General features: G+C 46.2%; 24 protein-coding genes. 13 read left to right on the forward strand and 11 right to left on the reverse strand.

Going from position 1 to position 23371, the window contains the following annotated elements; genetic code table 11:
* Positions 1 to 22 precede the first annotated feature (22 nt).
* The 6 genes from CGC65_RS24980 to CGC65_RS25005 form a co-directional block, all read right to left on the reverse strand.
* A complete protein-coding gene (locus tag CGC65_RS24980; RefSeq protein WP_002565538.1) occupies positions 23 to 1573 on the reverse strand; it encodes an FGGY-family carbohydrate kinase in 1551 nt (516 codons plus the stop codon).
* Positions 1574 to 1586: 13 nt separating this feature from the next.
* Positions 1587 to 2396, reverse strand: a complete 810-nt coding sequence (locus tag CGC65_RS24985) for a BtpA/SgcQ family protein (RefSeq protein WP_002565539.1) — start codon at positions 2394 to 2396, stop codon at positions 1587 to 1589.
* 1 nt (position 2397) lies between these two features.
* Entirely contained in the window at positions 2398 to 3231 is an 834-nt protein-coding gene (locus tag CGC65_RS24990; protein WP_002565540.1) for a sugar phosphate isomerase/epimerase family protein, read from the reverse strand.
* Positions 3232 to 3334: 103 nt separating this feature from the next.
* A complete protein-coding gene (locus CGC65_RS24995; RefSeq protein WP_007035764.1) occupies positions 3335 to 4657 on the reverse strand; it encodes an anaerobic C4-dicarboxylate transporter family protein in 1323 nt (440 codons plus the stop codon).
* Positions 4658 to 5023: 366 nt separating this feature from the next.
* Positions 5024 to 5854, reverse strand: coding sequence for a sugar phosphate isomerase/epimerase family protein (locus CGC65_RS25000; protein WP_002565542.1), 831 nt, complete (start codon positions 5852 to 5854; stop codon positions 5024 to 5026).
* 159 nt (positions 5855 to 6013) lie between these two features.
* Entirely contained in the window at positions 6014 to 7024 is a 1011-nt protein-coding gene (locus CGC65_RS25005) for an SIS domain-containing protein (protein WP_002565543.1), read from the reverse strand.
* Positions 7025 to 7196: 172 nt separating this feature from the next.
* On the opposite strand from CGC65_RS25005, the gene CGC65_RS25010 reads away from it, so the two are divergent.
* Positions 7197 to 7910: a GntR family transcriptional regulator gene (locus CGC65_RS25010; protein ID WP_002565544.1), complete on the forward strand. Its 714-nt coding sequence runs from the start codon at positions 7197 to 7199 to the stop codon at positions 7908 to 7910.
* A gap of 160 nt (positions 7911 to 8070) precedes the next feature.
* Here CGC65_RS25010 and CGC65_RS25015 read toward each other — a convergent pair whose 3' ends face one another.
* Complete coding sequence (locus tag CGC65_RS25015) at positions 8071 to 8859, reverse strand: SDR family NAD(P)-dependent oxidoreductase (protein WP_002565545.1); 789 nt, start codon at positions 8857 to 8859, stop codon at positions 8071 to 8073.
* A gap of 121 nt (positions 8860 to 8980) precedes the next feature.
* The gene (locus tag CGC65_RS25020) at positions 8981 to 9562 is read right to left on the reverse strand and encodes a TetR/AcrR family transcriptional regulator (protein ID WP_002565546.1); all 582 of its coding nucleotides are present in this window, start codon (positions 9560 to 9562) and stop codon (positions 8981 to 8983) included.
* Between the two features lie 335 nt (positions 9563 to 9897).
* Here CGC65_RS25020 and CGC65_RS25025 point away from each other — a divergent pair, with 335 nt between their 5' ends.
* From CGC65_RS25025 to CGC65_RS25035, 3 genes are all read left to right on the forward strand, one after another.
* Entirely contained in the window at positions 9898 to 10098 is a 201-nt protein-coding gene (locus tag CGC65_RS25025; RefSeq protein ID WP_002565547.1) for a DUF6199 family natural product biosynthesis protein, read from the forward strand.
* Between the two features lie 256 nt (positions 10099 to 10354).
* Positions 10355 to 11029, forward strand: a complete 675-nt coding sequence (locus tag CGC65_RS25030; RefSeq protein ID WP_002565548.1) for a response regulator transcription factor — start codon at positions 10355 to 10357, stop codon at positions 11027 to 11029.
* Positions 11026 to 12282 carry a sensor histidine kinase gene (locus tag CGC65_RS25035; RefSeq protein ID WP_007035771.1) on the forward strand — a complete coding sequence of 419 codons (1257 nt, stop codon included), beginning with the start codon at positions 11026 to 11028 and terminating at the stop codon, positions 12280 to 12282. Before CGC65_RS25030 ends, CGC65_RS25035 begins: the two co-directional genes overlap by 4 nt.
* A 41-nt stretch (positions 12283 to 12323) precedes the next feature.
* Here CGC65_RS25035 and CGC65_RS25040 read toward each other — a convergent pair whose 3' ends face one another.
* Genes CGC65_RS25040 through CGC65_RS25050 form a run of 3 tightly spaced genes read right to left on the reverse strand, consistent with a single transcriptional unit; the run spans position 12324 to position 15681 of the window.
* Positions 12324 to 14285, reverse strand: a complete 1962-nt coding sequence (locus tag CGC65_RS25040; RefSeq protein WP_002565550.1) for a carbohydrate-binding domain-containing protein — start codon at positions 14283 to 14285, stop codon at positions 12324 to 12326.
* Between the two features lie 12 nt (positions 14286 to 14297).
* The gene (locus CGC65_RS25045) at positions 14298 to 14969 is read right to left on the reverse strand and encodes a DUF4956 domain-containing protein (RefSeq protein WP_002565551.1); all 672 of its coding nucleotides are present in this window, start codon (positions 14967 to 14969) and stop codon (positions 14298 to 14300) included.
* Positions 14962 to 15681 (reverse strand): polyphosphate polymerase domain-containing protein, encoded by a 720-nt coding sequence (locus CGC65_RS25050; RefSeq protein WP_002565552.1) that lies wholly within the window; start codon positions 15679 to 15681, stop codon positions 14962 to 14964. The genes CGC65_RS25045 and CGC65_RS25050 overlap by 8 nt, the downstream gene beginning before the upstream one ends.
* Before the next feature lie 668 nt (positions 15682 to 16349).
* Here CGC65_RS25050 and CGC65_RS25055 point away from each other — a divergent pair.
* Genes CGC65_RS25055 through CGC65_RS25095 form a run of 9 tightly spaced genes read left to right on the forward strand, consistent with a single transcriptional unit; the run spans position 16350 to position 23345 of the window.
* Positions 16350 to 17006, forward strand: a complete 657-nt coding sequence (locus tag CGC65_RS25055) for a helix-turn-helix transcriptional regulator (protein ID WP_002565553.1) — start codon at positions 16350 to 16352, stop codon at positions 17004 to 17006.
* 53 nt (positions 17007 to 17059) lie between these two features.
* On the forward strand, positions 17060 to 17896 hold the full coding sequence (locus tag CGC65_RS25060) for a transporter substrate-binding domain-containing protein (RefSeq protein ID WP_002565554.1): 837 nt from the start codon (positions 17060 to 17062) through the stop codon (positions 17894 to 17896).
* A 56-nt stretch (positions 17897 to 17952) separates the two neighbouring features.
* Positions 17953 to 18627 (forward strand): amino acid ABC transporter permease, encoded by a 675-nt coding sequence (locus CGC65_RS25065; RefSeq protein WP_002565555.1) that lies wholly within the window; start codon positions 17953 to 17955, stop codon positions 18625 to 18627.
* Positions 18628 to 18632: 5 nt separating this feature from the next.
* Positions 18633 to 19280 carry an amino acid ABC transporter permease gene (locus CGC65_RS25070; protein WP_002565556.1) on the forward strand — a complete coding sequence of 216 codons (648 nt, stop codon included), beginning with the start codon at positions 18633 to 18635 and terminating at the stop codon, positions 19278 to 19280.
* The gene (locus tag CGC65_RS25075; protein ID WP_002565557.1) at positions 19277 to 20008 is read left to right on the forward strand and encodes an amino acid ABC transporter ATP-binding protein; all 732 of its coding nucleotides are present in this window, start codon (positions 19277 to 19279) and stop codon (positions 20006 to 20008) included. Before CGC65_RS25070 ends, CGC65_RS25075 begins: the two co-directional genes overlap by 4 nt.
* A 28-nt stretch (positions 20009 to 20036) precedes the next feature.
* A complete protein-coding gene (locus tag CGC65_RS25080; protein ID WP_002565558.1) occupies positions 20037 to 20495 on the forward strand; it encodes a RidA family protein in 459 nt (152 codons plus the stop codon).
* A 35-nt stretch (positions 20496 to 20530) separates the two neighbouring features.
* Positions 20531 to 21646, forward strand: coding sequence for a D-TA family PLP-dependent enzyme (locus CGC65_RS25085; RefSeq protein ID WP_002565559.1), 1116 nt, complete (start codon positions 20531 to 20533; stop codon positions 21644 to 21646).
* Between the two features lie 14 nt (positions 21647 to 21660).
* Positions 21661 to 22299: a bifunctional 4-hydroxy-2-oxoglutarate aldolase/2-dehydro-3-deoxy-phosphogluconate aldolase gene (locus tag CGC65_RS25090; RefSeq protein ID WP_002565560.1), complete on the forward strand. Its 639-nt coding sequence runs from the start codon at positions 21661 to 21663 to the stop codon at positions 22297 to 22299.
* A gap of 26 nt (positions 22300 to 22325) precedes the next feature.
* Positions 22326 to 23345, forward strand: a complete 1020-nt coding sequence (locus tag CGC65_RS25095) for a 2-dehydro-3-deoxygalactonokinase (protein ID WP_002565561.1) — start codon at positions 22326 to 22328, stop codon at positions 23343 to 23345.
* The last annotated feature ends 26 nt before the right edge of the window (positions 23346 to 23371 follow it).

The following is a 23371-nucleotide window of genomic DNA, read 5'->3' on the forward strand; positions in this document are numbered from 1 at the left end:
CAGCACAAAGAAACTGCTCCGGCTATTCCTTATCCATATGCATCCTGTGCATCAGTTCCCTGTTATTCAAATACAAATCCCTGTATATGGGATAGTTTCTCTGATAAAATTCATGGTTTTCCCTGTCCGGTCCAATGATTCTTCCCTCTGGAAGTTTCTCCTTAAGCTGGTGAAAATCCTTTAAACATCCCGCTCCCAGGGCAGCCAGCATGGCATCCCCATAGGAGGAACACTGGAATGTTTCCGGTATATGAAGGGGCATTCCGGTCATATCGCAGATAATCTGCATCCAGACATCATTTTTCGTACCTCCGCCGGCTGTTATCAGGGTATGCGGCGGAAGCCCCATTTCCCTAAACAGCATCAGATGCTGTAACGTGGAATATCCCACAGCTTCCAGCGCCGCCCGGTTGATATGTTTCCTCGTATGACTTCCCTTCAGCCCAAATATCATGCCTGTGGCCAGCGGGTCCTGTATGGGACTGCGCTCCCCGTATATATAAGGCAGAATTATCAGGCCCTCTGAGCCGGGCTGAATTTCACCGGCTTCCCCTGCCATGACTGCATATGCATTTTTCCCGCCCTTACGTTCCATTTCCAGCTCTTCCCCATAAAAGGTATTCCGTACCCACCGGGTCAGTGTACCGGCTGCGTTGGTGCCGTCCCCCAGGCAGAACGTGCCTGGTATGGTAAATACCTTGCCACCTTTAACAGAACCGTTTCCTCCGGAGGATATATAGTCCTGCACCATACGATCCACGCAGTAGTAATAAAACATAGATGAACCATACTGGAAAAATGCGGTTCCCGGTTCTGTCAGCCCCACGCTGATTGCCTCCGATGTGGAATCCCCGGTACCGCAGATAACCGGTGTTCCCTCTGCCAGTCCTGTCTGGGCCGCAGCCTCCCTGGTGACACGGCCTGCCACATCTGTGGAATATGCACAGGCCGCAATCTGGTCCGGCCTGCAGTAAAGTCCGCATTCCTCCTCATTGACCGTTCCGTCCGCCCGGTAAAGAGGCCGGAAGGAACCCTTGGCCAAAAACTGGTCTATCACATACCTGCCTGTCAGCTTTGCCGTGATAAAAGAACTTCCTGTGAGAAATTTATAGGTCCTTCTGTATACCTCCGGCTCATTGTTCTTAATCCACAGTATCTTCGTGGCCGTGTCGCCGGAACAGATGGGATGCCCAAACAGCCTTCGGACATCCCTGCCGTAATGCCTGGTGAGCCACTGTATTTCCTTGTCAGCCCTGGAATCAATGCCGTACAGGATGGCCGGGCGCAGCGGCCTGCACTGCTCATCCACAGGCAGGCAGTCCGTCCCCAGGGTGCTGGCTCCGATACAGCTTATCTGTTCCGGGGCAATACCGCCGGCTTCAATCAGGTGTCTGGATATCCCGCAGAAATCCCCCCACCACACCTTATCTGCATCATGTTCAAACCACCCCTGCCTTGGATGACTCATTCCATGGGCCATGGTATGTTCCGCTGTCACCCTGAAATCTTCCCCTATGAGCATTCCTCTGGATTCATAGGTTCCAATGTCAATTCCCATAAAATATTGTTTCAATCATCACATCTCCTTATGATTCCCCGCGGATCTCTTTGACAATTTCCATAAAATCACGGACCCGTTTTTCATCCACCCGTTGGTTAAAAATACCATCCTTTTTAAAGGCTGATCCAATGCATACAGCATCACAATGTTTCAGCTTTTCCCTTACATTCTGGTGATTGCACCCGGTGTTGCAGAACACCGGAACATTCTTCTGCTTCGCTGCCTCATGGACCCTGGACAGAACCACATCGTCAGGCTCTGCTCCCGCTGCTGCCCCTGATACGCAGAGGCCGTCTGCAAAATCCCCGAACATAATGGACCTGGCCACCACCTGGATATCCCGCTGCACAAGGTAGGCATCCGCCTCCGGATTCACCTTAAACAGGAGCTTAAGGTGCTCCATTCCCAGAGCCTTTCTGTGCCGGACGGCCTCTCCGCTGTTAGAGACATAGACCCCATACTCTCCCATATATGCACCTGAAAAACAGCTCCGCCCAAAGCGGGCGCCTGTTGCCGCCGCCAGGTCAATGGTCGCAATGGGATTCTTTACAACGTTGACCCCAAAAGGAACCCTGATTCTGTCCTTCAGCTTCCCGATTATGTATGCCATGGCAGATATAACGGCAATATCCGCCACCGGCTGGTACGGCAGGCTGAACTCGTTGGCAATAAGAATCCCATCCACGCCTCCATCCTGCAATGCCGTGAGGTCGTGGGCCGCATGGTCCAGCACCACATCCATGTCCCCGCAAAACCCCGGGTCCCCCGGAAGGGCATCCAGATGAAGCAGTGCGATAATGGGCTTATCTGCTCCAAACATGTCATGAATCCACATATCATATCTCCTCTATTACATCCCCTAATTCATGGGTATTTTTCTTCATCCAGGAAACGATGTCGTCGATAGCCTTATCCGGGTCACAGTAATATCTGCGGTCACAGATTTCAAATGAAACGGTTCCATCGTATCCTCTTCTCTTGATGGCATCGTAATACTCCTTCATGGGGAAATCCCCGTGGCCGGGAACCGTATGCCCCCTGTCATTGAAGTGTATATGCATAAGCCGTTCTCCCAGATGGTCGAAATAATCATCCACTGTCTCCCCGGCATACGTCATCTGGTCCATATCCACCATTCCAACGATGCAGGGGGAGCCGATTTCATCCAGCATCCCGGCTATGTCTTTGCTTGTAATCAGGACATTGGTGGTGGTGACCTTCAGCTCCTCCAGGAAAAGCCGGACCTGTTTCCTCTGGCAGTACACGGCCAGCTGTGCCAGCGACTCCCGGCAGTATTTCCACGCCTCTTCCCTGGGCTGGTCAAAATAACCGAAGCCTGTACTGATTTGGATGTTAGGGCATCCCAGGAACTCCGCCGTGTCAATGGCTCTCTGGTAATAGCGGATGCTGGACTGCCTTGTCACAGGATCCTGGGTACAGAAATTTACAGGATAAACACAATTTTCAGGCGTCATAGCCATTACCTTCAGGTTTCTCTGCCTGATATCCCGGTCCAGCTCAATCAGCCGGCTCAGGGAATAATCAAAAATGTTAAGCTGGGGCGCCGAGCAGTAAAGGTCGATACTGTCAAAGGGAGAGCTCTCCACTTTGTCCAGGAACTTTTTTATGGGATAACGTAAATAATGGTAATTCATTGGAGCAAATTTCATATAATGAGGCCTCCTTCTATATCACAAGCTGCGCTTTCACAAAACTGGCAGCACCGGAGCCTGTCATAAAACCCGTCACGGCTCCGGCTGCTGCCGGACTGCATTAAAAGATTACGCTTCCAAGAAGCAGGGCTGCTGCCACAGATACCACTGTACACACAAGTCCCGGTACCATGTAACTGTGATTCAGGACAAATTTTCCAATTTTTGTAGTTCCGGCCGAGTCAAACGCAATGGCAGCAACACACTGTCCCGAAGCGGGAATAAAGTAATTGGATGAGCAGGCAATCCAGCCGGCCACTATGATGTTAGCCGGAAGGCCCAGCGCAATACCGATTGGCACCATAATCATGGTTGTGGAGGACTGGCTTGTGGTAATGGCTCCCACAATGAATACAGCAATAATATAAATCCATGGATACTGGTTGGTCAGGGCCGACATATTGTCAGTGATGAAGGAGGACTGGTCTCCGATAAAAGTATTTACCAGCCAGCACAGGCCAAATGCCAGTACCACTGCGAACATACCTGTACGGAATACCGGCTGGTCCAGAACCTTGTCGCTGTCGAGCTTTGTGATAAGCACCATGGCTGCGGCTGCCACCAGCATAAAGATTTCAATAACAGTTGTCAGCGGTAATTTGTTTCCGTCAGCAAGTGTAGGTACAAGAGGCTTCACAGCGCCCAGCAAAACAATGCCTGCCATGGCAATGAGGAAGATTGCCACAGAAATCTTGGCTTCCTTTGTGGCAGGTCTTTCCTTCTTCTCCGCCTTTGTATAATCCTCTATCTGTCCTGCTGCAACACGGGCTTTAAATTCCGGGTCATCTGCCAGTTCTTTGCCCTTCTTGATAACTGCAAGCGCGCAGACCACGGTACCAACCAGAGTGGCAGGGATGCAGACAAGCAGCAGGGTAAAGATATTGACGGAGCCATAGCCTGTGGCCTCAGCCATAAAAGCAAGGACTGCCACGGTAGCCGCTGAAATCGGGCACGCTGTAATGGCCTGCTGGGATGAAACAATCGAGGCTGAGATGGGCCGTTCAGGCCTGACGCCTGTCTCAATGGCAATCTCATTGATAACAGGAAGAAGGCTGTATACAATGTGGCCTGTTCCACACATGAAGGTGAAAATATAAGCCACAACCGGATCCAGTACGGTAATCATCCTGGGGTTTCTGCGTAGTATCTTCTCAGCGATTTTAACAAGATAGTCCAGTCCGCCGCAGGCCTGCATGGTGGCTGCCGCACAGATTACTGCAATCATAATCAGAATAACGGTAATCGGCGGATCGGAAGGTGTTACATGCAGTATAAATGTCATAATGAACATTCCTATTCCGCCTGCCATCGCCAGGAACGTACCACCAATTCGTACCCCCAGAAAAATGATAGCCAGAACGATAATCAATTCTATCCAAAACATAAATTATCCTCCTAATCCTTTGTAAAATGTTTCCCCTTTATGGTCTAAGAAATGATTCAATCTTTTGTTTTAAGAATGGTGCGCACATTCTTGGTAATACAAAAGCAATCCAGTTTTGTATTTCTTTGTATTGCTCTGTATTGTTTTGTATCTAATACAATAGTATATTCATTTAATAGATTTGTCAATTGCTATTTATCATTTTGTATATAATACACAGTTTTCATCATTATTTTTGTGCATATTATACATCCAAGCCTGTATCAAATGTATCGCCATTACAAATATATTTAAATACATTTAAATACATTTGTCCCCTAACCATTTGTCTGCCGCTGTTTTTTCGCGTCTTCCATCATCAGTCCATTATCCTATGCGCTCTGAATACCATGCAAGCGCCCTTCTCATGGCATCTTCCGGATTCATGACATATCTCCTGTCCAGTATTTCCAGCCCCAGATACCCCTTGTAGTCAAAGGCTTCCAGGGTATGAAGCGCCTGGTCCAGATTCAGGTTTCCATCTCCCGGAACCAGGTGCCCGCCGGGATTTCCGTCCACGAAATGTACATGGGCCAGGTTCTCCCTTCCCAGTATTCCGATGAATGTTTCAAATGTATCCACTCCTGTGGTGGCAATCACATCCGTATCCCCAAGGCCTTTGAGGGCCGGACTTCCCACCGTGCGCAGCAGGCGAAGGAGCTGGCTTGCCTCATTGCAGATATGAGTGGTGTATTTTGTGAATGGTTCCAGAGCCAGGGTAACGCCCTCGCTTTCCGCTTTCCGGCAGATTTGAAAAAATGAATCTGCAGTCCATTTAAAGGCATCTTCCCCATCCACATCCAGATAGGCAAACCCGGTGGATACCACCATGCAGCTGCAATCCAGGCACACCGCCGCCTCTATGTGCCTTTGAAAGAAATCCACGGTCCTGTCACGGTATCTCTTATCCGGATGGGAGACACTGATGGGATAAACACATTGCTCAGGCGTAAAACAGGCAATCTTCAGGTGATGGTCCTTAATGGTCCTGTTTAATTCACGCAGACGTCCCCCATCAAAATCCTCCAGATGCAGATGAGGCCCGGAAGCCCACAGTTCAACAGACTGGAATCCCAGACGGTTTGCGGAATCCAGGAAGTAATCCAGCGTATATCGTTTGTAATGGTAATTTGCTGCGCAGAGCTGAGAAATTTTCATACATTTTCCTCCTTGTAGAGCAAAATACCCCGCAGTACGCTGCGGGGTTTGGGCCCCGCGGGCAGAGATCCGGGCCGTATACGGCTTAAAGCGTATTAAAAAATACTCCGGCACGCTGCCTTCGCGGGAATGAATATCTTATCGTACTTTCGCTGTAGCTTAATACTCCACTTTCCACATGTAGCGGCGTGTCACAAGCGGATGCTCACGCTTTTCTGCAAGGGCGTGGTTGTAGATTGGATATACGTTATTAAACAGGGAGTGGTTAAAATAATCCACCACAGAAGCATCAATGGTAGAAAGGCCCAGCTCCTTTGCGTCCAGGACTTCAATCCTTTTTGCATAGGTACGAAGGAACTTTAAGGCCCGTTCATCCAGCGGACGGGTGGAGCCCTCCGAAATCTGAAGCATAAACGGACGGTTTGCATCTGTTATCTCAAACGGACCGTGGAAATACTCTCCGGTATGGATGCTGCTGGAATCCAGCCACTGCATTTCCATAAAAATACAGATGCTCTCCATATAGGCAGCGCCGTAAGCAGCCCCGCTTCCCATGGTATAGATTACAGGATCGTTTTTATACGTTTCGGCAAACTCCAGGGCTCTCTCTGCAACATGGGCACGTGCATTCTTAATGATATTGCTAATCATGCCCAGGCCCTCCTGGAACTTGTCATAGTTTTCATAGCCTTCTGTCTGCGCAGTCAGTTCAACCGCCACCAAAAGAGCACATATGGTTTTCTCCCCCGCATAGTCAATATCGCCTTTAAGATGGTCCGGGCTGGCGTCAAACGCATAACGGATGATGTAGTCGCCAAATTCTATAATTTCCGATTCCTCAAGCCAGGTCAGAACAATGACAGCAGCTCCCTTTTCTTTTCCCAGCTTTGCTGCCTCAATGGTTTCCGGTGTATTGCCCTTGTGACATGCCAGGCAGATGATAGAATTTTCCCCAAAGTCCCTGGGGGTGCTGTGAACGAATTCATTGCTGTTAATCCAGGCGGATTTTATGGAAGCACACTCCTTCTCCATAAATGTCTTAGCCGGATAAAGAGCTCCCAGTGACCCTCCGCATCCCACAAAATACAGGTTCTTTACCCCGCCCTTTGATTTCTTCGCTTCCAAAATTTCAGCAATAATATTTTTGATATCCGCGCCAAAGTATGCCATTGTCTCAAATCTCCTTTGCATATTGTTTTTAATTGTTTCTATGTTTATGATAATACAATATAATACTTATTGTCAATAACAAATTTAATTTTTCGCAATTATATACAATCAGGCCAATTTGTATTATAATATAACTGAGTATTATAACTTAAGGGTAACGCGGAGGATATATATGGAACTAAATAATACAATTGCTACCCCTCTATACAAGCAACTGGAGGAAAAGCTGCAGAAAGAGATAGAAACCGGCGAGCGGCCTGCCGGAAGCCGGCTTCCCACAGAGAACGAATTAAGCGAAACATATAATGTAAGCCGTGTCACGGTCAGGAAAGCTCTGGCCGGACTATCTGAATTAGGTTATCTTTACCGCAAATCCGGGAAGGGAACATTTGTCGCAGAAAAAAAGATTCAGCGGGGTATCACCAATGGGGTTTTAAGCTTCACCGACATGTGCCGTATGATGAATGCATCCCCCGGTGCCAAGATCACGAAAATAGCCCTGGAGGATCCCACTGAAAAAGAGATGGAGCTGATGTCCTTAGACAAGGACGAAAAGATACTGGTGTTAGAGCGAATACGGTATGCTGACGGAAAACCGGTCCAGTTAGAGCTGAATAAATTTCCTGAGTCTTTTTCCTTTTTATTCAGCGAAAATTTAAACGACAGTTCCCTGTATGAGATTCTGAAAAAACATAATATAATTTTAGACCATTCCCAAAAAACCCTGGACATCGTATTCGCCACCTCAAAAGAAGCCAAAGCCCTGGGAATTTCAAGCGGGTACCCCCTTTTGAGGATAGAAAGCGTTATACACGATGTGGATAACACGATTACGAACCTCTGCCGCCAGCTCTGCATTGGGGACAAGTTCAAATTTATTATTTAAGAAGGTTTTCACGCAAAAGGCGCCCATAACCGCTGGCAGTCAGCTGTAATGGGCGCCTTTTCATAAGTTTGTTTTATTGGTTTTTCTGCTTGTTTTATTGGGTTTTCTGTTTAAAAAGGTTTTCTGTTCTTAGCAGATCTTCTGTCGGCATTTGTGACTGTCAGTTCTTCCGGATATTCTTATTCACAAAATCATCTGCAAACCGGTAATACATCTTTTTTGGCATATACTCTGCCATGGCCTTCACAAGTTTTCCGGCCTTATCAGGTACACAGACAATACTGCCTTTTTCAAACTCCTTCATGGCCTCATCCACTACCTCCCCAGGCTGACGGAATCCAAACATACCCTTTCTCGTCTTATCCACATACATTCCGTTATTTTCGTGAAAATCCGTATCCACAAAGCCCGGACACACGGCCTGAACCCGGATTCCCGTGCCCATGAGCTCCATGTGAAGCCCTTCAGTCAATGTGACGATGAAGCGTTTTGCAGCGGCATAGGTGACATTGCCGGGCACCACTGCAAATGCCCCGTCCGACGAAATATTGATGATAATGCCTTTATTTCGCTCTTTCATTCCTCTCAGGACATAATGGGTGATTTCTGCCACAGCAATTGTCTGAAGATAAATAAGACGCTTCAATCCATCTATATCCGTATCACTAAATGGGGTTCTGAAACCAAAGCACGCATTATTCACCAGTACATGAATCTCCCTTCCCTCTAACGATGCAAGCAGCTTTCTTACCCCGTCCTCCTGAGCAAGATCTACCAGTATCACAATTACCTTACACGCAAACTTATCCCTGATTTCCTGAGCTCTCCTTTCAATCACTTCTTTTCTCCTGCCGGTCATGATTAAATCATATCCTTTTCCTGCGAACCACTTGGCATAAGCCAGCCCCAGACCGCTGGTTGCCCCTGTTATCAGTGCATAATGTTTCAATCTTCCGCCTCCTTGATTAAATGAACATTGTTCATTCATTATTTAAAAAAAGAAATTCCCGAAACACCGGCAACGGGAATCCTTCTCTTATCTGCCGTCCTATTTACCATTCCAAGCGCGCTTACGCTTCTAAAATACATTTCATAATCATGCGGATGCCCAACGCTTTCTCAGCCGTTGACAATCCGTCGTTCTCCAGGACAGGAACCGCGCCAAAGAGCATGTATGACGCTGTCAGCGGTATATTCCCAACCCTTGTGATTCCATTTTCATTCATCTCCCGCAGCTTTTCCTCCATATACGGTTCAATGGTCTCACACAGCTTAACCGACATAAGCATCTGAAGATCGTGATTCTCCTTTTTATGAAAAAAATGATGGTACTTTTCCTTTCCATCTGTTTGAATAAACAGCTGTTCCATTTTGTCCAGGAAACCATCCAGCGAATCATCCTTCTCTTTCAGACGTTCAATCATGGGATGCGTAATATCCTTTACATACTGCTCAATTGCAGTATCATACAGCATCTGCTTGGACTCAAAATACCGGTAACACAGTCCCGGCACCACATGCATGGCTGCCGCAATATCTCTCATGGTAGCTGCCTCATACCCCTTTTCCATAAAAACAGACATGGCCGTGTCCAATATTTCCTGTCTGCGGACCTCCGGTTCCTTGGATATTCTGGCTGTCTTGCGTTCCATCTGTCAATCTCCCCTTTTTCTGAACAGAATCCTTCTGCTTAATACTCTGTTTTCATTAGTCAGCAGGGTTCCATACCTGTTTCCCAACAAGCTGACCGTCTGCTATATACATAGAATACCACTCAATTGAACAAAAGTCAATGAATTATATTCATTCATCAGATCGAAAACTGAGAAATTATTACTTTTTTTGTTCTATTTTTATTCCATCTTTAAGATTCTATTTCCATTTCATGAATATCGCTATATTCCATTTTTTATATGATATACTCTGTTTATGAAACATACATATCCTGATTGCATGGATATGATACCATAATTTCAAGGAGGTTGCGATGGATTATCTGGGTCTGATTCCTTTATTTGTTTTAGGTCTGGCCATGATTATAAAGCCGGAATATCTCTGGGAGGTTGAACATATTTTCGCAGTGGACGGCGTAGGGCCAACCGGTCTTTATTTGACATTTATCCGGGTCAGCGGGATATTTTTTATGATTTGTTCCGTGGCCGCCGCACTCTATGTATTGCTTCCGTAGAGGTGAGATTGATATATGATACGAGCTTGGAAAGGCCGCGGATTTAAAAGTCTGCAGCCTTTTTCAGTCCTGTCCCCTTCCAACTTTCTTCCTTTAATCTTTCACCATAATACTTCAAATTCACTCCGCTCCTCATATGCTGATACAGAAAAACTATATCCTTAACTAACATACATGTTTCACACAAAGTTCAAAATTCCCTCCCCAGGCTTCATGTTATAATAGACTTATTCCAATGAACCACAGGAGGGATTCCATGCGCATATTAGTGATTGAAGATGAGAAACGGCTGGCATTTACTCTGGCTGACATGATAGGCGGGGCAGGATATTATACAGATGTCTCCCATGACGGGGCCGAGGGACTGGAGCTTGCACAAACCGGCATTTACGATGCCATTGTCCTGGATGTGATGCTTCCCGGAATGGATGGATATGCGGTTCTGAAAAACTTAAGAAGCACCCGCAACATGACGCCGGTGCTCATGCTGACTGCCAGGTCGGAGCTTTCGGACCGGGTGAGGGGATTAGATGCCGGAGCCGACTACTATCTGACAAAGCCATTTGCCACCGAAGAATTCCTGGCCTGTCTGCGCACCGTGCTAAGGCGCCACGGAGATATTGCGCCCGACACTCTGACCTTTGGCGACCTTATCCTCACACCCTCCATGCCTGAACTTATCTGCGGAGAAAACAGTGTGTCTTTAAGCGCCAAGGAACTGGAACTAATGAGCCTGCTGATACAAAACAGCAGTCAGTATCTCCCCAAAGAAACCTTACTCCTTAAGGTCTGGGGATATGACGCCAATGTGAATTCCAACAGTGTGGAGGCCTACATATCATTTCTGCGCAAGAAACTCTCGCTGCTGGGATCCTGTGTTTCTATCTCCGTCATGAGAAACATTGGATATAAGCTGGGGGTGTCCCTATGATACGAAAACTCAGATGGAAATTTTCAGCCATCATGATGACCATTGTCGCTTTTCTGCTGGCTGTCATTTTCATAACGCTGTACTACACAACAAAAGCAAACTACGTTCAGCGGAGCATGGGCACCCTGCATTCCGCCATGCTGGAAAATTATCCGGGCAGTATGCGGGAACAGGCAGGGCAGCCGCCCTCTGCGGGCCAGCGTCCTCCCTCCCGCCCCCGCAGGCAGGAACTTCCTCTGATGGTGGTTGATATAAGGCAGGGCAACTATACTGTAGTAAAGAACCAGCTTCCAGATATAGAAAGCCAGGAGGCCGAAACCCTGATATCCCTGGCGGAAAGCAAGGGCGGTGAGTCCGGTACCTTAAAAGACCTGCACCTGCGTTTTCTCCGTGGAAAAACCAAGCCTGACCAAACAGTGCGGTATGTATTCGCCGATATATATGAGGAACAGAATTCACTCTATTGGCAGGTGATTCACTCTTCCATTATCGGAGCAAGTTCGTTTGCTGTCTTTTTCCTGTTCTCCATCCTTCTCTCCGGATGGGCTGTGAAACCAGTGGAGATTGCCTGGCAGCGGCAGCGCCAGTTTGTTGCGGATGCCTCTCACGAATTAAAAACACCTCTCACCGTCATCCTCTCCAATGCCGATATGCTTGAAAAAGACCGCGATATACCGAAGGGACAAAACCGGCAGCGGATAAGCCATATAAAGGCTGAGTCCCTGCGGATGAAACAGCTGATAGAAAGCCTTCTCGCCATGGCCCGGAGTGACTCAGGACAGGAGTCTGCGGTCTGCGCACCAGTTGACCTGAGCTTTATTGTAAACAGCAGTCTTATGGCCTTTGAGCCTCTGGCTTTTGACATGGATAAACACATCACCTATGATATCGAAGCTTCACTTCATGTAAATGGAGATGATAAAAAACTCCGGCAGCTGACAGACATTCTCCTTGACAATGCCTGCAAATACAGTCAGGATAACGGCTCCATCTGTGTTACCCTGAAAAAGACCAGCGCAAAAGAGGCGCTCCTCACTGTCTCAGATGAGGGGGCACCTCTCACGAAAGAAGAAATCAAACACCTGTTTCTCCGCTTTTACCGCGGAGACACTGCCCGCAGCAATATCCCCGGCTACGGCCTCGGACTTTCCATTGCCCAAAGCATTGTATCTGAGCATGGAGGAAAGATTGAGGCCAGCACGGATGGTTTCGCAACAAACTCATTTATAGTTCGGCTGCCCATACAGGAATAAGAAAGTATTCCCGGCCACCCGGCATGCTTCAAGGCTTCGGCTTACTCCATGCTACCGCTGCTTCCCAGAACATGGATACCTTCCGGCAAGCTCTCTTCCGGCGAATTCCCTGCCAGCAAAGTCTCCTGTATTACAACAACGGAGGCTTTGCCGGAAACATTTCCGGCTCCTTCCGCTTCTGATTCACTGCCAATATTATCTGCGTTTCCCGCTTCCGGCTGCATTTTCCGCCTTCCCTCCCGGCTTCCTCCAGCATTCTCTCCTTCTCTACCTTCCTGTGTTCTTCCGAAGTTTTCCTCTCCGGTTCCTGCTCCCGGCCTTTCTTTTAACTTTCCTTCTCCGCCGCCTGGGATTCTTCTAAAACCTCCGCTGGAAGGCGTGCCATACTGATTCAGGATGCCGTCCACCGCCATCTGAATATCCTGTTCTCCGGCCTCTATGTAATAAGTCTCCCCTGATTTTAATTCTGGCGAGCTGAAAAGCAGAGCCTCAAAGGGCTTTGAAATCTCTGTTTCCGTCAATTGATTTCCCAGCCCGTCCTTTATTGATATGGTTGTTCCGGCATCCTGCATTTCATCAAAGTAAACCATCAGCATGGGCTGGGATGAACTCTCAGAAAACGTCTGGAACATTCCCGCACTTCCCACAGCCAATATGGTTCCTCCTGAAATGGTTCCCGTACCATTGTAATCCAAAGCACCATTCCCCCCTTCTGCCGGGCCTTCTGCGAGGACGGTACCTCCCTCCAGATACAGGTCTCCATTGGAGTCTATACCATCCCCGGAAGCATTGATCTTCACGTTTCCTCCCGTAATACGGATATAAGCCCCTTCTGTTGCACCAAAAGAACCGCCGGCTGCATTTGGACCGCCGGATGTATCTGTACCCCGGGCTGCATTAATTCCATCATCCTCTGAGTTAATCTGAATGGTTCCTCCAGTGATTTCCAAACAGAGCCCTTCCAGTCCCTCGCGGCTTTGTTCCACGATTATGGTTCCGCCTGAGACTTCCACCAGATTATCACTGTGAACTGCATCGTCGCCTGCGGACAGCGTCAGCTCACCTGAGAACAACCTTACATTCTTGCCGCTGTGTATACCGTCATCCTGAGCATTTATGTCAATGATGCCGCCTGTAACCTCAACCAGCGTTTCGGCCAGTATTCCTTTCTTTCCTGCTGTGATGGCCGTTGTTCCTCCGGTGATTCTCACATATCCCTTGTCTTCTTCCCCATTATTATTTGACTGTATCCCGTCGCTGCCTGCTGTAATGGTAATCTCTCCGCCGTTCACCTCTACGGCGTCCTTTCCTTTCACGCCATCTTCCGCCGCCTCAATGACATAGGTACCGGAATTAATGGTAAGGCGATCCTTTCCCCGTATACCATTCATATAATTACCGCTGACTGTCAGCATGCCGTTCCCCTCAAATACCACATCATCCTTGCTGAAAATGGCTGCATCCGGCTCATCCTCCCCTGTCTGCGGATAAGTATATGTATTTCCGTCAGATACCCTGTTTTCTGTCCTATCCTCCAGGACAATGGTCAGAAGTCCGCTTTGGCTGGCATAGATTGCGGAATAATCCGGACTTGTAATGGAAACGCCGTCCAGTATCAGACATACCTCATCCTCCTTTCCCGCGTCCACCACCACGCCTCCCCCTGTAATGTTTCCTGTCAGGCGGTATGTTCCGGAAGATGAAATAGTGACATTGGCCCCGTCAGCCGCAGCCCCTGTCCCTTCAATGGCCACTGTTGTTCCATTTCCAGTGATTCGTGTTTCCTCTCCATCACCAAAGGAACTGTCTGCATCTGTCCGGTTTGTGTCCTGCGTCCCTGCCGCTTCCTGGATGCCTGCTGTTTCCGATGTTCCAGCGGCTCCCGCCTTACTCCCATCCTGCCCGGCTGTCTTTGTGCATCCGGCAAGAAACAGAACACCGGCCAGTCCGGCCGCTATTCCAAATATCTTAAGTTTCCTGTATTTCAGTCCATTTCTGCCCATATGATTATCCTCCTATAATTCATCCCTGCCATCCGGCAGCCGGCCGCAGACAATGGTAAGGTTCCCATTTCTGCACCGTATTTCATCCAGCATGTTCTTTTCAATAAATTCCGACTTTAAATCCACCTGGTAGCACAGTTCATAGAGACTGCCCATATTCACGGTCCTGACCCGCACAAGCTCTGACTTTTTAGTATACTTCGCAAATATATCGTCAAAAATCCCTGAATAGTCCAGATTTTCCGGTATCGTAATTTTCAATTCCTTTCTCCCGGCCCTGCCTGCCGGAAGGGATATCAAAAGGATGGTAATTCCGCCAGACACAATCATCAAAAGCATAGCGGTTCCCAGATACCCCATTCCAGCGGCCAGACCCAGAGCCATGGCCAGGAATATACTTCCAATCTCTCTTGCATTGCCGGGCAAGGACCTGAACCGCACCAGACTGAACGCCCCCATGACCGCCACTCCGGTACCCAGGTTTCCGTTTACCAGCATGATCACGGTCTGGACCATAACAGGCAGCAGGACCAGAGTAAGAATAAAGCTTCTGGAATACTGGTTCCTGTATGTATGAACCGCAGCCAGCACTGCCCCCAGCATTACTGATGTAATGGTACAGAGTAAAAATTGTCCCATTGTAATACCGGTATTTACAGTTTCTGTCAACACACTCTCAAGCACAGATTCTACCTCCCTCTATAAATATCCCTTGATACAGGTACTCTTTATAATAGGCACCATATTTTGAATAAGACACCGGAAAAAGCCCCATATCGGAAAAAAGCCTGCTCATCCATAACGGCATCGCCCCAGGAATTTTCACCTCCATCAGAATTTGGTCCTTATCCAAAAGCATTGTTCCATAAACTCCATTCTTCAGATCCAGTCCGCTGCACCTGCAGCAAATATTCCGGTCAAAGGTAATTCTTAATTCTTCATTGCCCTTTCCGTAATATGCCGCCCGGTCATAGGCCACAAAAGCCGCGGGTTTTAAGTCATACCGATTCAAAACATACTCTATTTCCTTCAATATCTGGCTCTCCTCAATCCGCCGGATTCCATAATACAGATACTTTCTCGCCTGGCAGAGAGGCACTGGTATCCGGCGTTTGTACACCACCCCGTCAAACTTTTTCTTTAATTCCGCATATACCACGCTGGTGTCCGTCGCCTTCCCATATGCCCTCAAACGCAGCTTTTCTTTATATTCCGGTTTTTCAATGGATTGTCTGACCAGCTGGAAATCCGGTGTATCAAAGTAAATATTGGATATGGTATATTCCCCGTAATGGTCTGTATCCATCTGTCTTTCCAGAGCAGGCATCAAAGCATCATACTGTTTTTGGGTGAGCATATATTTTTTCTCGTAGCGTTTGAATATTTCCTGAGTCATACACATGGCCTCCTTCATCTTTTATGGCTTTTATCCTAACAGCCCAAGCTGAAACAAACCTTAAAAAAATCCTGGAAACCATGAGCTTTCTGTGAACGGTCCGGGGATTTTCCGTGAACTGACAGGGGATTTTCCGGATATTGTCCAGAAATGTTCTCCTTTTTTAATCAATGGAAAAGACAGAAAGATTGCTGCAGGAGATATTTATAAAAAGGCTTAAAAGCACAGCCCAGATTTTTCCATTTTTTGCAAAAAGTTATCGTATAAGAATTAAATGTTCAAAAAACACACATTATTTTTTTATGCCAACCCTTTTACAGTGTTTTCCAAAAGCCCGAAATAATAGTGCATATAATTTGCCAATTAATCAAAAATAGAAAAATAAATAAATAAAAAATTAACAATTGACAAAAAACAAAACATTTGCTATATTGAATGTGTAAAGACTAAAAGTTTTAAAATTGCAATAATTCAAATTAATTTTAATTTTAAAATGACAATGTAACTTCAAAACAGTGAGGGGGCTTTTACATTATTTAAATGTTTTCTGCCAGCCCCTGCACAGTTCATATAACATAAAGTTATAATTTTCAGAATATAATAAAAACTTTATTTTTTAAAACATTAGGGTTACAATCTAAGTACATTTATACTTAGGAGGAAATTATATGAAGACCATCGAGAATGAAATGCCCTTTTTCCAAACCCTGCTAAAGCTTTTAAAAAATCAGTTTGGTATGGAGTCAGAATTTATCCTGCATGACTGGTCAAAAGGTTATGACCATAGTGTAGTAGCTATTGAAAACGGACATATCACAAACCGCAAGATTGGAGACTGCGGCAGTAATCTGGGCTTGGAAGTGATACGCGGAACCGCTACAAGCGATATGAAATGTAACTATGTCACTCGCACAAGGGAAGGAAAAGTCCTATTGTCCTCGACCATGTATATAAAGAATGACGATGGACAGGCTTTGGGTGCGCTGTGTATTAACACAGATATATCCGAGAGAATCAAGATAAAGGAATATTTGGACTCCTCGCTTCCCGAAGAACTAAATAAAAAGGACAGCAACGAAGAATTCTTCGCTACAGATGTGTCTGATTTATTAGTATACCTAATAGACCAGGGGATAAATAACATTGGAAGACCTGTCAGTGAGATGACCAAGGAAGACAAAATGAAGGTATTACGTTTTCTGGATGATCGAGGAGCTTTTCTCATCAGTAAATCCAGTACAAAAATCTGTCAGATTTTGGAGATCTCCAAGTTTACCTTGTATAACTATTTGGATGAAGTACGTGAACGTAAAGAGTCCATTTAGAAATAAAATTTCTACCAAAGAGTAGAAGATTAAGAAAGGACGGCGAGGTAGTAATGAAAAAAATCAAACAGATCAAGAGAATTGCAGCAGTTGTAATGGCGGTTTCAGTAGCAGTGGGGTTAACGGCCTGTCAGCAGAAAACTGACTCCCAGGGAAATTCAACCCAGACAGGAACCCTCCAGAAAGTGCTTAAGGAGAGGAAGATGACAGTAGGATGCATCCTGTCATTCCCTCCCTTCGGCTACAAATCGGAGGATGGTACTCCCATGGGTTATGACGTGGATATGATACATGAACTGGCGGATTCTTTAGGTGTGGAAGTTGAGATTGTTGAAGTTACTGCCGATGCCAGGATCCCAAGCCTGGAGACAGGTAAAGTTGACGCTGTATTCGGAAACTTCACAAGAACACTGGAGAGGGCACAGAAAATTGACTTTTCAAATCCTTATGTTGTTGCCGGCGAACGGCTTCTCGTTAAAAAAGGAAGCGGAATCAATACCGTAGATGATTTAACTGGTAAAAAGGTAGCTGTTACAAAAGGGTCAACAAATGCAGAACTGATGGCAACACTAAACCCAAACGCTGAGGTGGTATTCTTTGAAACATCTGCAGATGCACTTCAGGCTGTGAAGAACGGCCAGTGTGCAACCTTCTTGGAGGACAGTAACTTCCAGCAGTACCAGGCTGCTCAGAACGATGACCTTGAGGTGGTAGGCGATTCCCTCATTTCTCTGGAATACAATGCAATTGGAGTAAAGAAGGGTGATCAGGACTGGCTCAATTATCTGAACCTTTTCATCTTCAACACCAATGTATCGGGGAAAAATGATGAAATGTACTCAAAATGGTTTGGAGAACCAATGCCATTTGATTTAAATCCTCAATATTAATTAAAGTAAATGGGGCTCCGTTCTGGTAGCCCCATTCTATAGAAAGAGGTGTTAATATGTTCCTGGATTGGTGGACTCCCATCGAAAATCTTCCGGCGCTGCTTAAAGGCGCACTTGTATCCCTTGAACTTACATTGACAGTCTTCGCACTCTCCCTGTTCTTCGGAACGATTGTGGGTTTTCTGCGGTATAACAAACACCACAAAGCTGGTTACCGCATCGCAACCGTATATGTGGAATTAATCCGCAACACCCCCATGCTGGTTCAAATTTTCTTTCTCTATTTCGGTCTCCCCCAATTTAAGATTTATCTTCCTGCCTTGTTCGCTGGTATTCTGGGACTGACCATTAATAACACAGCTTACATAGCGGAAATCGTCCGCTCCGGTATCCAGTCTATCCCCAAAGGCCAGTGGGAAGCTGCCAATTGTCTGGGATTAAAGCCCATCCATACGTTTTTGGATGTCATTTTTCCCCAAGCTCTGCGCAACATTTTCCCTTCGCTTATTAATCAATTCATCATGATACTCTTTGGTACAAGCCTGCTTTCTGTTCTTGACATCAAAGATCTTACCCAGGTGGCCTCCATACTAAATTCCCAAAATTTCCGAACTCTGGAGTTGTTCACCTTTGCTATTGGCATCTACTACATTATGTCAGTGATCTGCTCTAAAATTTTAAGATATGTTAACAACCGGTTCTTTCCAAGTATCAGCAACGGCGGGAGGTAAAATAAATGGATGGTTTTTTACGAGTTTTCTCCTATTGGAGGCTGCTGCTGGATGGTTTTTTGATTACACTTAAGCTTTCTCTCACAGTAATCATTACCAGCACACTTTTAGGTGTGATATGCGGTATGCTCTTTACTTTAAAAAACAGGGGAATCAGAGGTGTTTTAAGGATATATGTGGAATTATTCAGGGGATGTCCTCTTCTCATGCAGCTGTTTATGGGTTATTACGGTCTGGCTTATCTTGGTATACAAATAGACATTTTTTCAGCTGTGGTATTAGTGTACACTCTGTACGGAGGTGCCTATATAGCAGAAATAATACGTTCCGGAATTGAAAGTATTCCAAAGGGGCAGTGGGAAGCTGCCAAATGTATTGGCTTAAATCCTGTGGATGTACTCAGAGACGTCGTTCTGCCGCAATCCTTTAAAATATCTCTGCCAGCACTGATTGGTTTTCATCTTGGACTAATCAAGGATACATCTATTGCATCCATCATTGGATATTCTGAACTTCTACGAGAAGGGAAAACCATCATGAATGTCACGGGATATCCTTTCGAGACTTACATTCTGGTGGCAGTGATTTATTTCATTATATGTTATCCGCTTTCAAAATACGTTGGGTGGACAGAAAGGAAGGCAGGCTTATGATTGAGGTAAAAAATATTTATAAATCCTTTGGCACTCTGGATGTTCTGAAGGATGTATCTCTGACTGTGAACAAGGGCGAGGTAGTAGTTATCATAGGTCCCAGCGGTTCAGGAAAAAGCACACTGCTGCGATGCATCAACCATCTGGAAACTCCTGATAAGGGTGAAATCGTGGTGGATGGCGAGATTCTCACTGGAAAATCCGGCCAAATCCGGAAAGTGAGGGCCAATCTGGGAATGGTCTTCCAGCAATTTAATCTTTTTCCCCACATGAATGTCTACGACAACATCACCCTGGGTCCAAAACGTGTGCAAAGCATGTCTAAAGAAGACATGGATAAAACTGTGGATGACCTCTTGGCAAAGGTAGGGTTATCTGATAAAAAGTTTAGTTATCCCCCTCAACTGTCGGGAGGCCAGCAGCAACGGATTGCCATAGCCAGGGCACTGGCCATGAATCCGGAATACATGCTATTCGACGAGCCCACTTCCGCCCTGGATCCGGAGCTGATTGGCGAAGTACTGGAAGTCATGCGCCAGCTTGCAAAAGACGGTATGACAATGATTATCGTGACTCATGAAATGAAGTTTGCCAAGGAGGTGGCGGACCGCGTAATTGTAATGGCCGACAGCCACATCATAGAGCAGGGCCCCCCTGAAGAGTTATTTACAGACCCTAAGGAAGCCCGCACCCGCTCATTCCTGCGGTCCGTCTTGGAAAAAGAATAAAATAAAAATACAGAAAGGATATAGCACTATGGATGTATATGAAAATATTAGGAAATCAGGATACGAATTACCCCCAAGTCCGCCCAAAGGAGGCATTTATAAACCAGTTAAGCAGGTAGGTAATCTGTTGTATATCTCAGGCCAGGGAGCCACAAAGGATGGACAGCCTGTTGTCTCCGGGAAACTTGGAAGCGAACGGACCATAGAAGAGGGTCAGGAAGCTGCCAGAATCTGCACACTGAATGCATTAAGTGTGCTCCATGAATATCTTGGTGATTTAAATAAAATCAAAAGTGTTGTTAAGATTCTGGCATTTGTAGCCAGCGCTCCGGGATTTAATTCCCAGCCTGCCGTGGTTGACGGCGCCTCCCAGCTCTTAAAGGATATCTTTGGTGATGACAACGGAGTGGGTGCCCGTTCTGCTATCTCTGCCATCGAATTACCTGGTAATATCTCAGTAGAAATTGAATTTATATTTGAAATCTGAAGCAGGCTGGCTTATATTGGGAAGGAAGAATAGGAATGGACGAAAATCGTTATCTTCTTAAACACACGGACGAGATTATCACCCCTTGCTTAATCTATTATAAGGATATCATTGAGCAGAATATAAAAGAAATGATATCTGTTGCAGGCAATGCAAACCGTTTATGGCCCCATGTAAAATCCCATAAGATGAAAAAATTAGTGGAACTGCAGATAAAAATGGGAATAACAAGGTTCAAATGCGCTACTATAGCTGAAGCTCAAATGGTTGCCGAAAGTGGTGCTTCCGATGCACTGGTAGCTTATCCATTGGTAGGGCCCAACATAGACCGATTCCTTGAATTAGTCAAAACATATGCTGGTACACGTTTCTGGGCCATTGGCGATGACCTGGAGCAGGTATCTCTGCTTAACAGCGCTGCCGGCAGCCAAGAAACCATAGTGAATTTTTTGGCCGATGTTAACATGGGTACCAACAGAACTGGAATTTCTATCAATACACTGCCAGATTTTTACCGGAACTGCTGTAAACTTCCCTGGCTCTCTGTCCAAGGACTTCACTGCTATGACGGTAACAACGGGATTGCTGAATACGATGCCAGAGAAAAGGCTGTAGACAAAATAGACCGGGCAGTTTTCTCAACAGTGGCTGCACTGGAGCAGACAGGTCTCCCATGCCCGGTTCTGGTCATGGGAGGAACCCCCTCTTTTCCCTGCCATGCCCGGTATAAACGTGTGTATCTGTCGCCTGGCACAGGCATTATCTCTGACTTCGGTTATGCCAGTAAATTTACAGATGAGACCTTCATACCTGCAGGCTTACTCATGACCCGCGTTATCAGTCATGGTGGACCTGGACTCTTTACATTAGATTTGGGCTATAAAGGAATCGCCGCCGATCCTCCTGGTCTCAAAGGCTGTCTTATGGGAGACTGGCATGCCAGCCCCATAAATCAGAATGAAGAACATTGGATTTGGAAAATGGATGAGGGTTATGAAGACCAGCGGCCCGGTATTGGCTCTGTATTATATGTAATTCCCACTCATATCTGTCCCACCAGCGCCCTGTATCCGGAGGCCCTGGTTGCCCTGGATGGACAAATTGTTGATATTTGGGAAGTAACAGCAAGAAACAGAAAGCTTTCCATATAGAGAGGTAAGTGCTAATGAATATACTGGATAACAGGATAATTGCTATTCTCAGAGATGTGGATGCAGAAAACATTGTAGACGTAATAAACGCTTTGGTGGGTGGAGGTATCATATCCATTGAGATTCCGTTAAACCACAGTACTCCCGCCGCCAAGGCCGCCAGCCTCCGTACAATCCAAAAATCCCATGAGACTTTTGGAGATCAGATTTTCCTGGGTGCCGGAACCATATTAAGCCCTGAAGAAGCTGAGTCCGCGGCCAATGCCGGAGCAAAATACATCATATCTCCTAATATGGACCCCGAAGTCATAAAAAAGACGAAGTCTTTGGGACTGGCCTCCATGCCAGGAGCTATGACCCCCTCGGAGATTGTAGACGCTTACAAAAATGGTGCCGATATTGTTAAGATATTCCCGGCCGGAAATCTGGGGACAGATTATATCAAAGCAATAAAGGGTCCTCTAAATTTTATTCCCTTGGCGGCTGTGGGAGGAGTCAATCTTGAAAATGCCGGAAAGTTGCTGATGTCTGGCTACCAAATGATTGCAGTAGGCGGGAACCTGGCAGACAAAAAGGCAATACAGGCAGGCGATTACCGAAAGATTAGTTCTTTAGCCAGAGCTTATAAAGAAATTGTGGACACAGCTGTATAGCAAAACTAAGTAAAGCAGGTATATCTATGGGAAATGTATGTATAACAATAGATGGGGGCACCACCAATACCCGCTGTCTGATTTGGGACCAGGAGGCAAGGGTCATTGCCAGCTGCAAATGCAATATTGGAGCGCGCAATGGCGCTATGGAACACGGAAATGATACTTTAAAGGTTCAGCTTAAACACAATCTGGAACAGGTATTAACATCCTCAGGCCATTCCTGGAGAGATGTGGAATATATCCTGGCATGCGGCATGATTACCTGTTCCTCAGGACTATACGAATTGCCTCATTTAAGTACACCCGCCGGATTAAAAGAATTGTCTGAGGGCATACAAACCATATTGCTTCCCGAAGTGAGTCCTGTACCCATTCATTTTATTCCCGGAGTAAAAAATCACGTAAACCATCTGGATTTTGAATCCATAGACCAGATGGATATGATGCGCGGAGAAGAAACAGAAAGTATGGCCTTATTAAGGCTCCATCACACCGGCAGTCCTATGCTGCTCATTCTTCCTGGCTCCCACAACAAATATATATCGGTGGATGAGCAGAGCCGGATTACCGGATGCATGACTTCAATGAGCGGTGAAATACTCTCGTCCCTCACTCAAAATACAATACTGGCAGCCTCTGTCAATTGCAGTTTTTTGGATGAGTCTGAACTGGACAGGCATTGGCTCCTGAACGGATATAAAAATAGCTGTGAATTAGGTATAGGAAGAGCTGCATTTCTGACCAGGGTCCTTCACTTGTTCTGTGAACTTTCTCCACAGCAATTAGGCAGCTACCTCCTTGGAACAGTCCTCGCCCTAGACCTGGAGGCTCTGAGAGGTTCCAAGGCAATCATCTTTAATCACGGTTTTAAAATTGTAATTGGCGGAAGGGGAACAATGGCCCTTGCTCTGTCCCAAGTATTAGAGGAAGAGTATCCTAATTCCGAAGTTTTGCTGGACCGCACCGAATACTTGGCGGGCATGGGAGCCAGGTTAATCTGGCAGACTATGAACACCCGAAAATATATTCAAAAAACATCATGAAATTTGCATAAATGTAAAAAACACCG

This window comes from Enterocloster bolteae, assembly GCF_002234575.2.
GTDB classification, from domain to species: domain Bacteria; phylum Bacillota; class Clostridia; order Lachnospirales; family Lachnospiraceae; genus Enterocloster; species Enterocloster bolteae.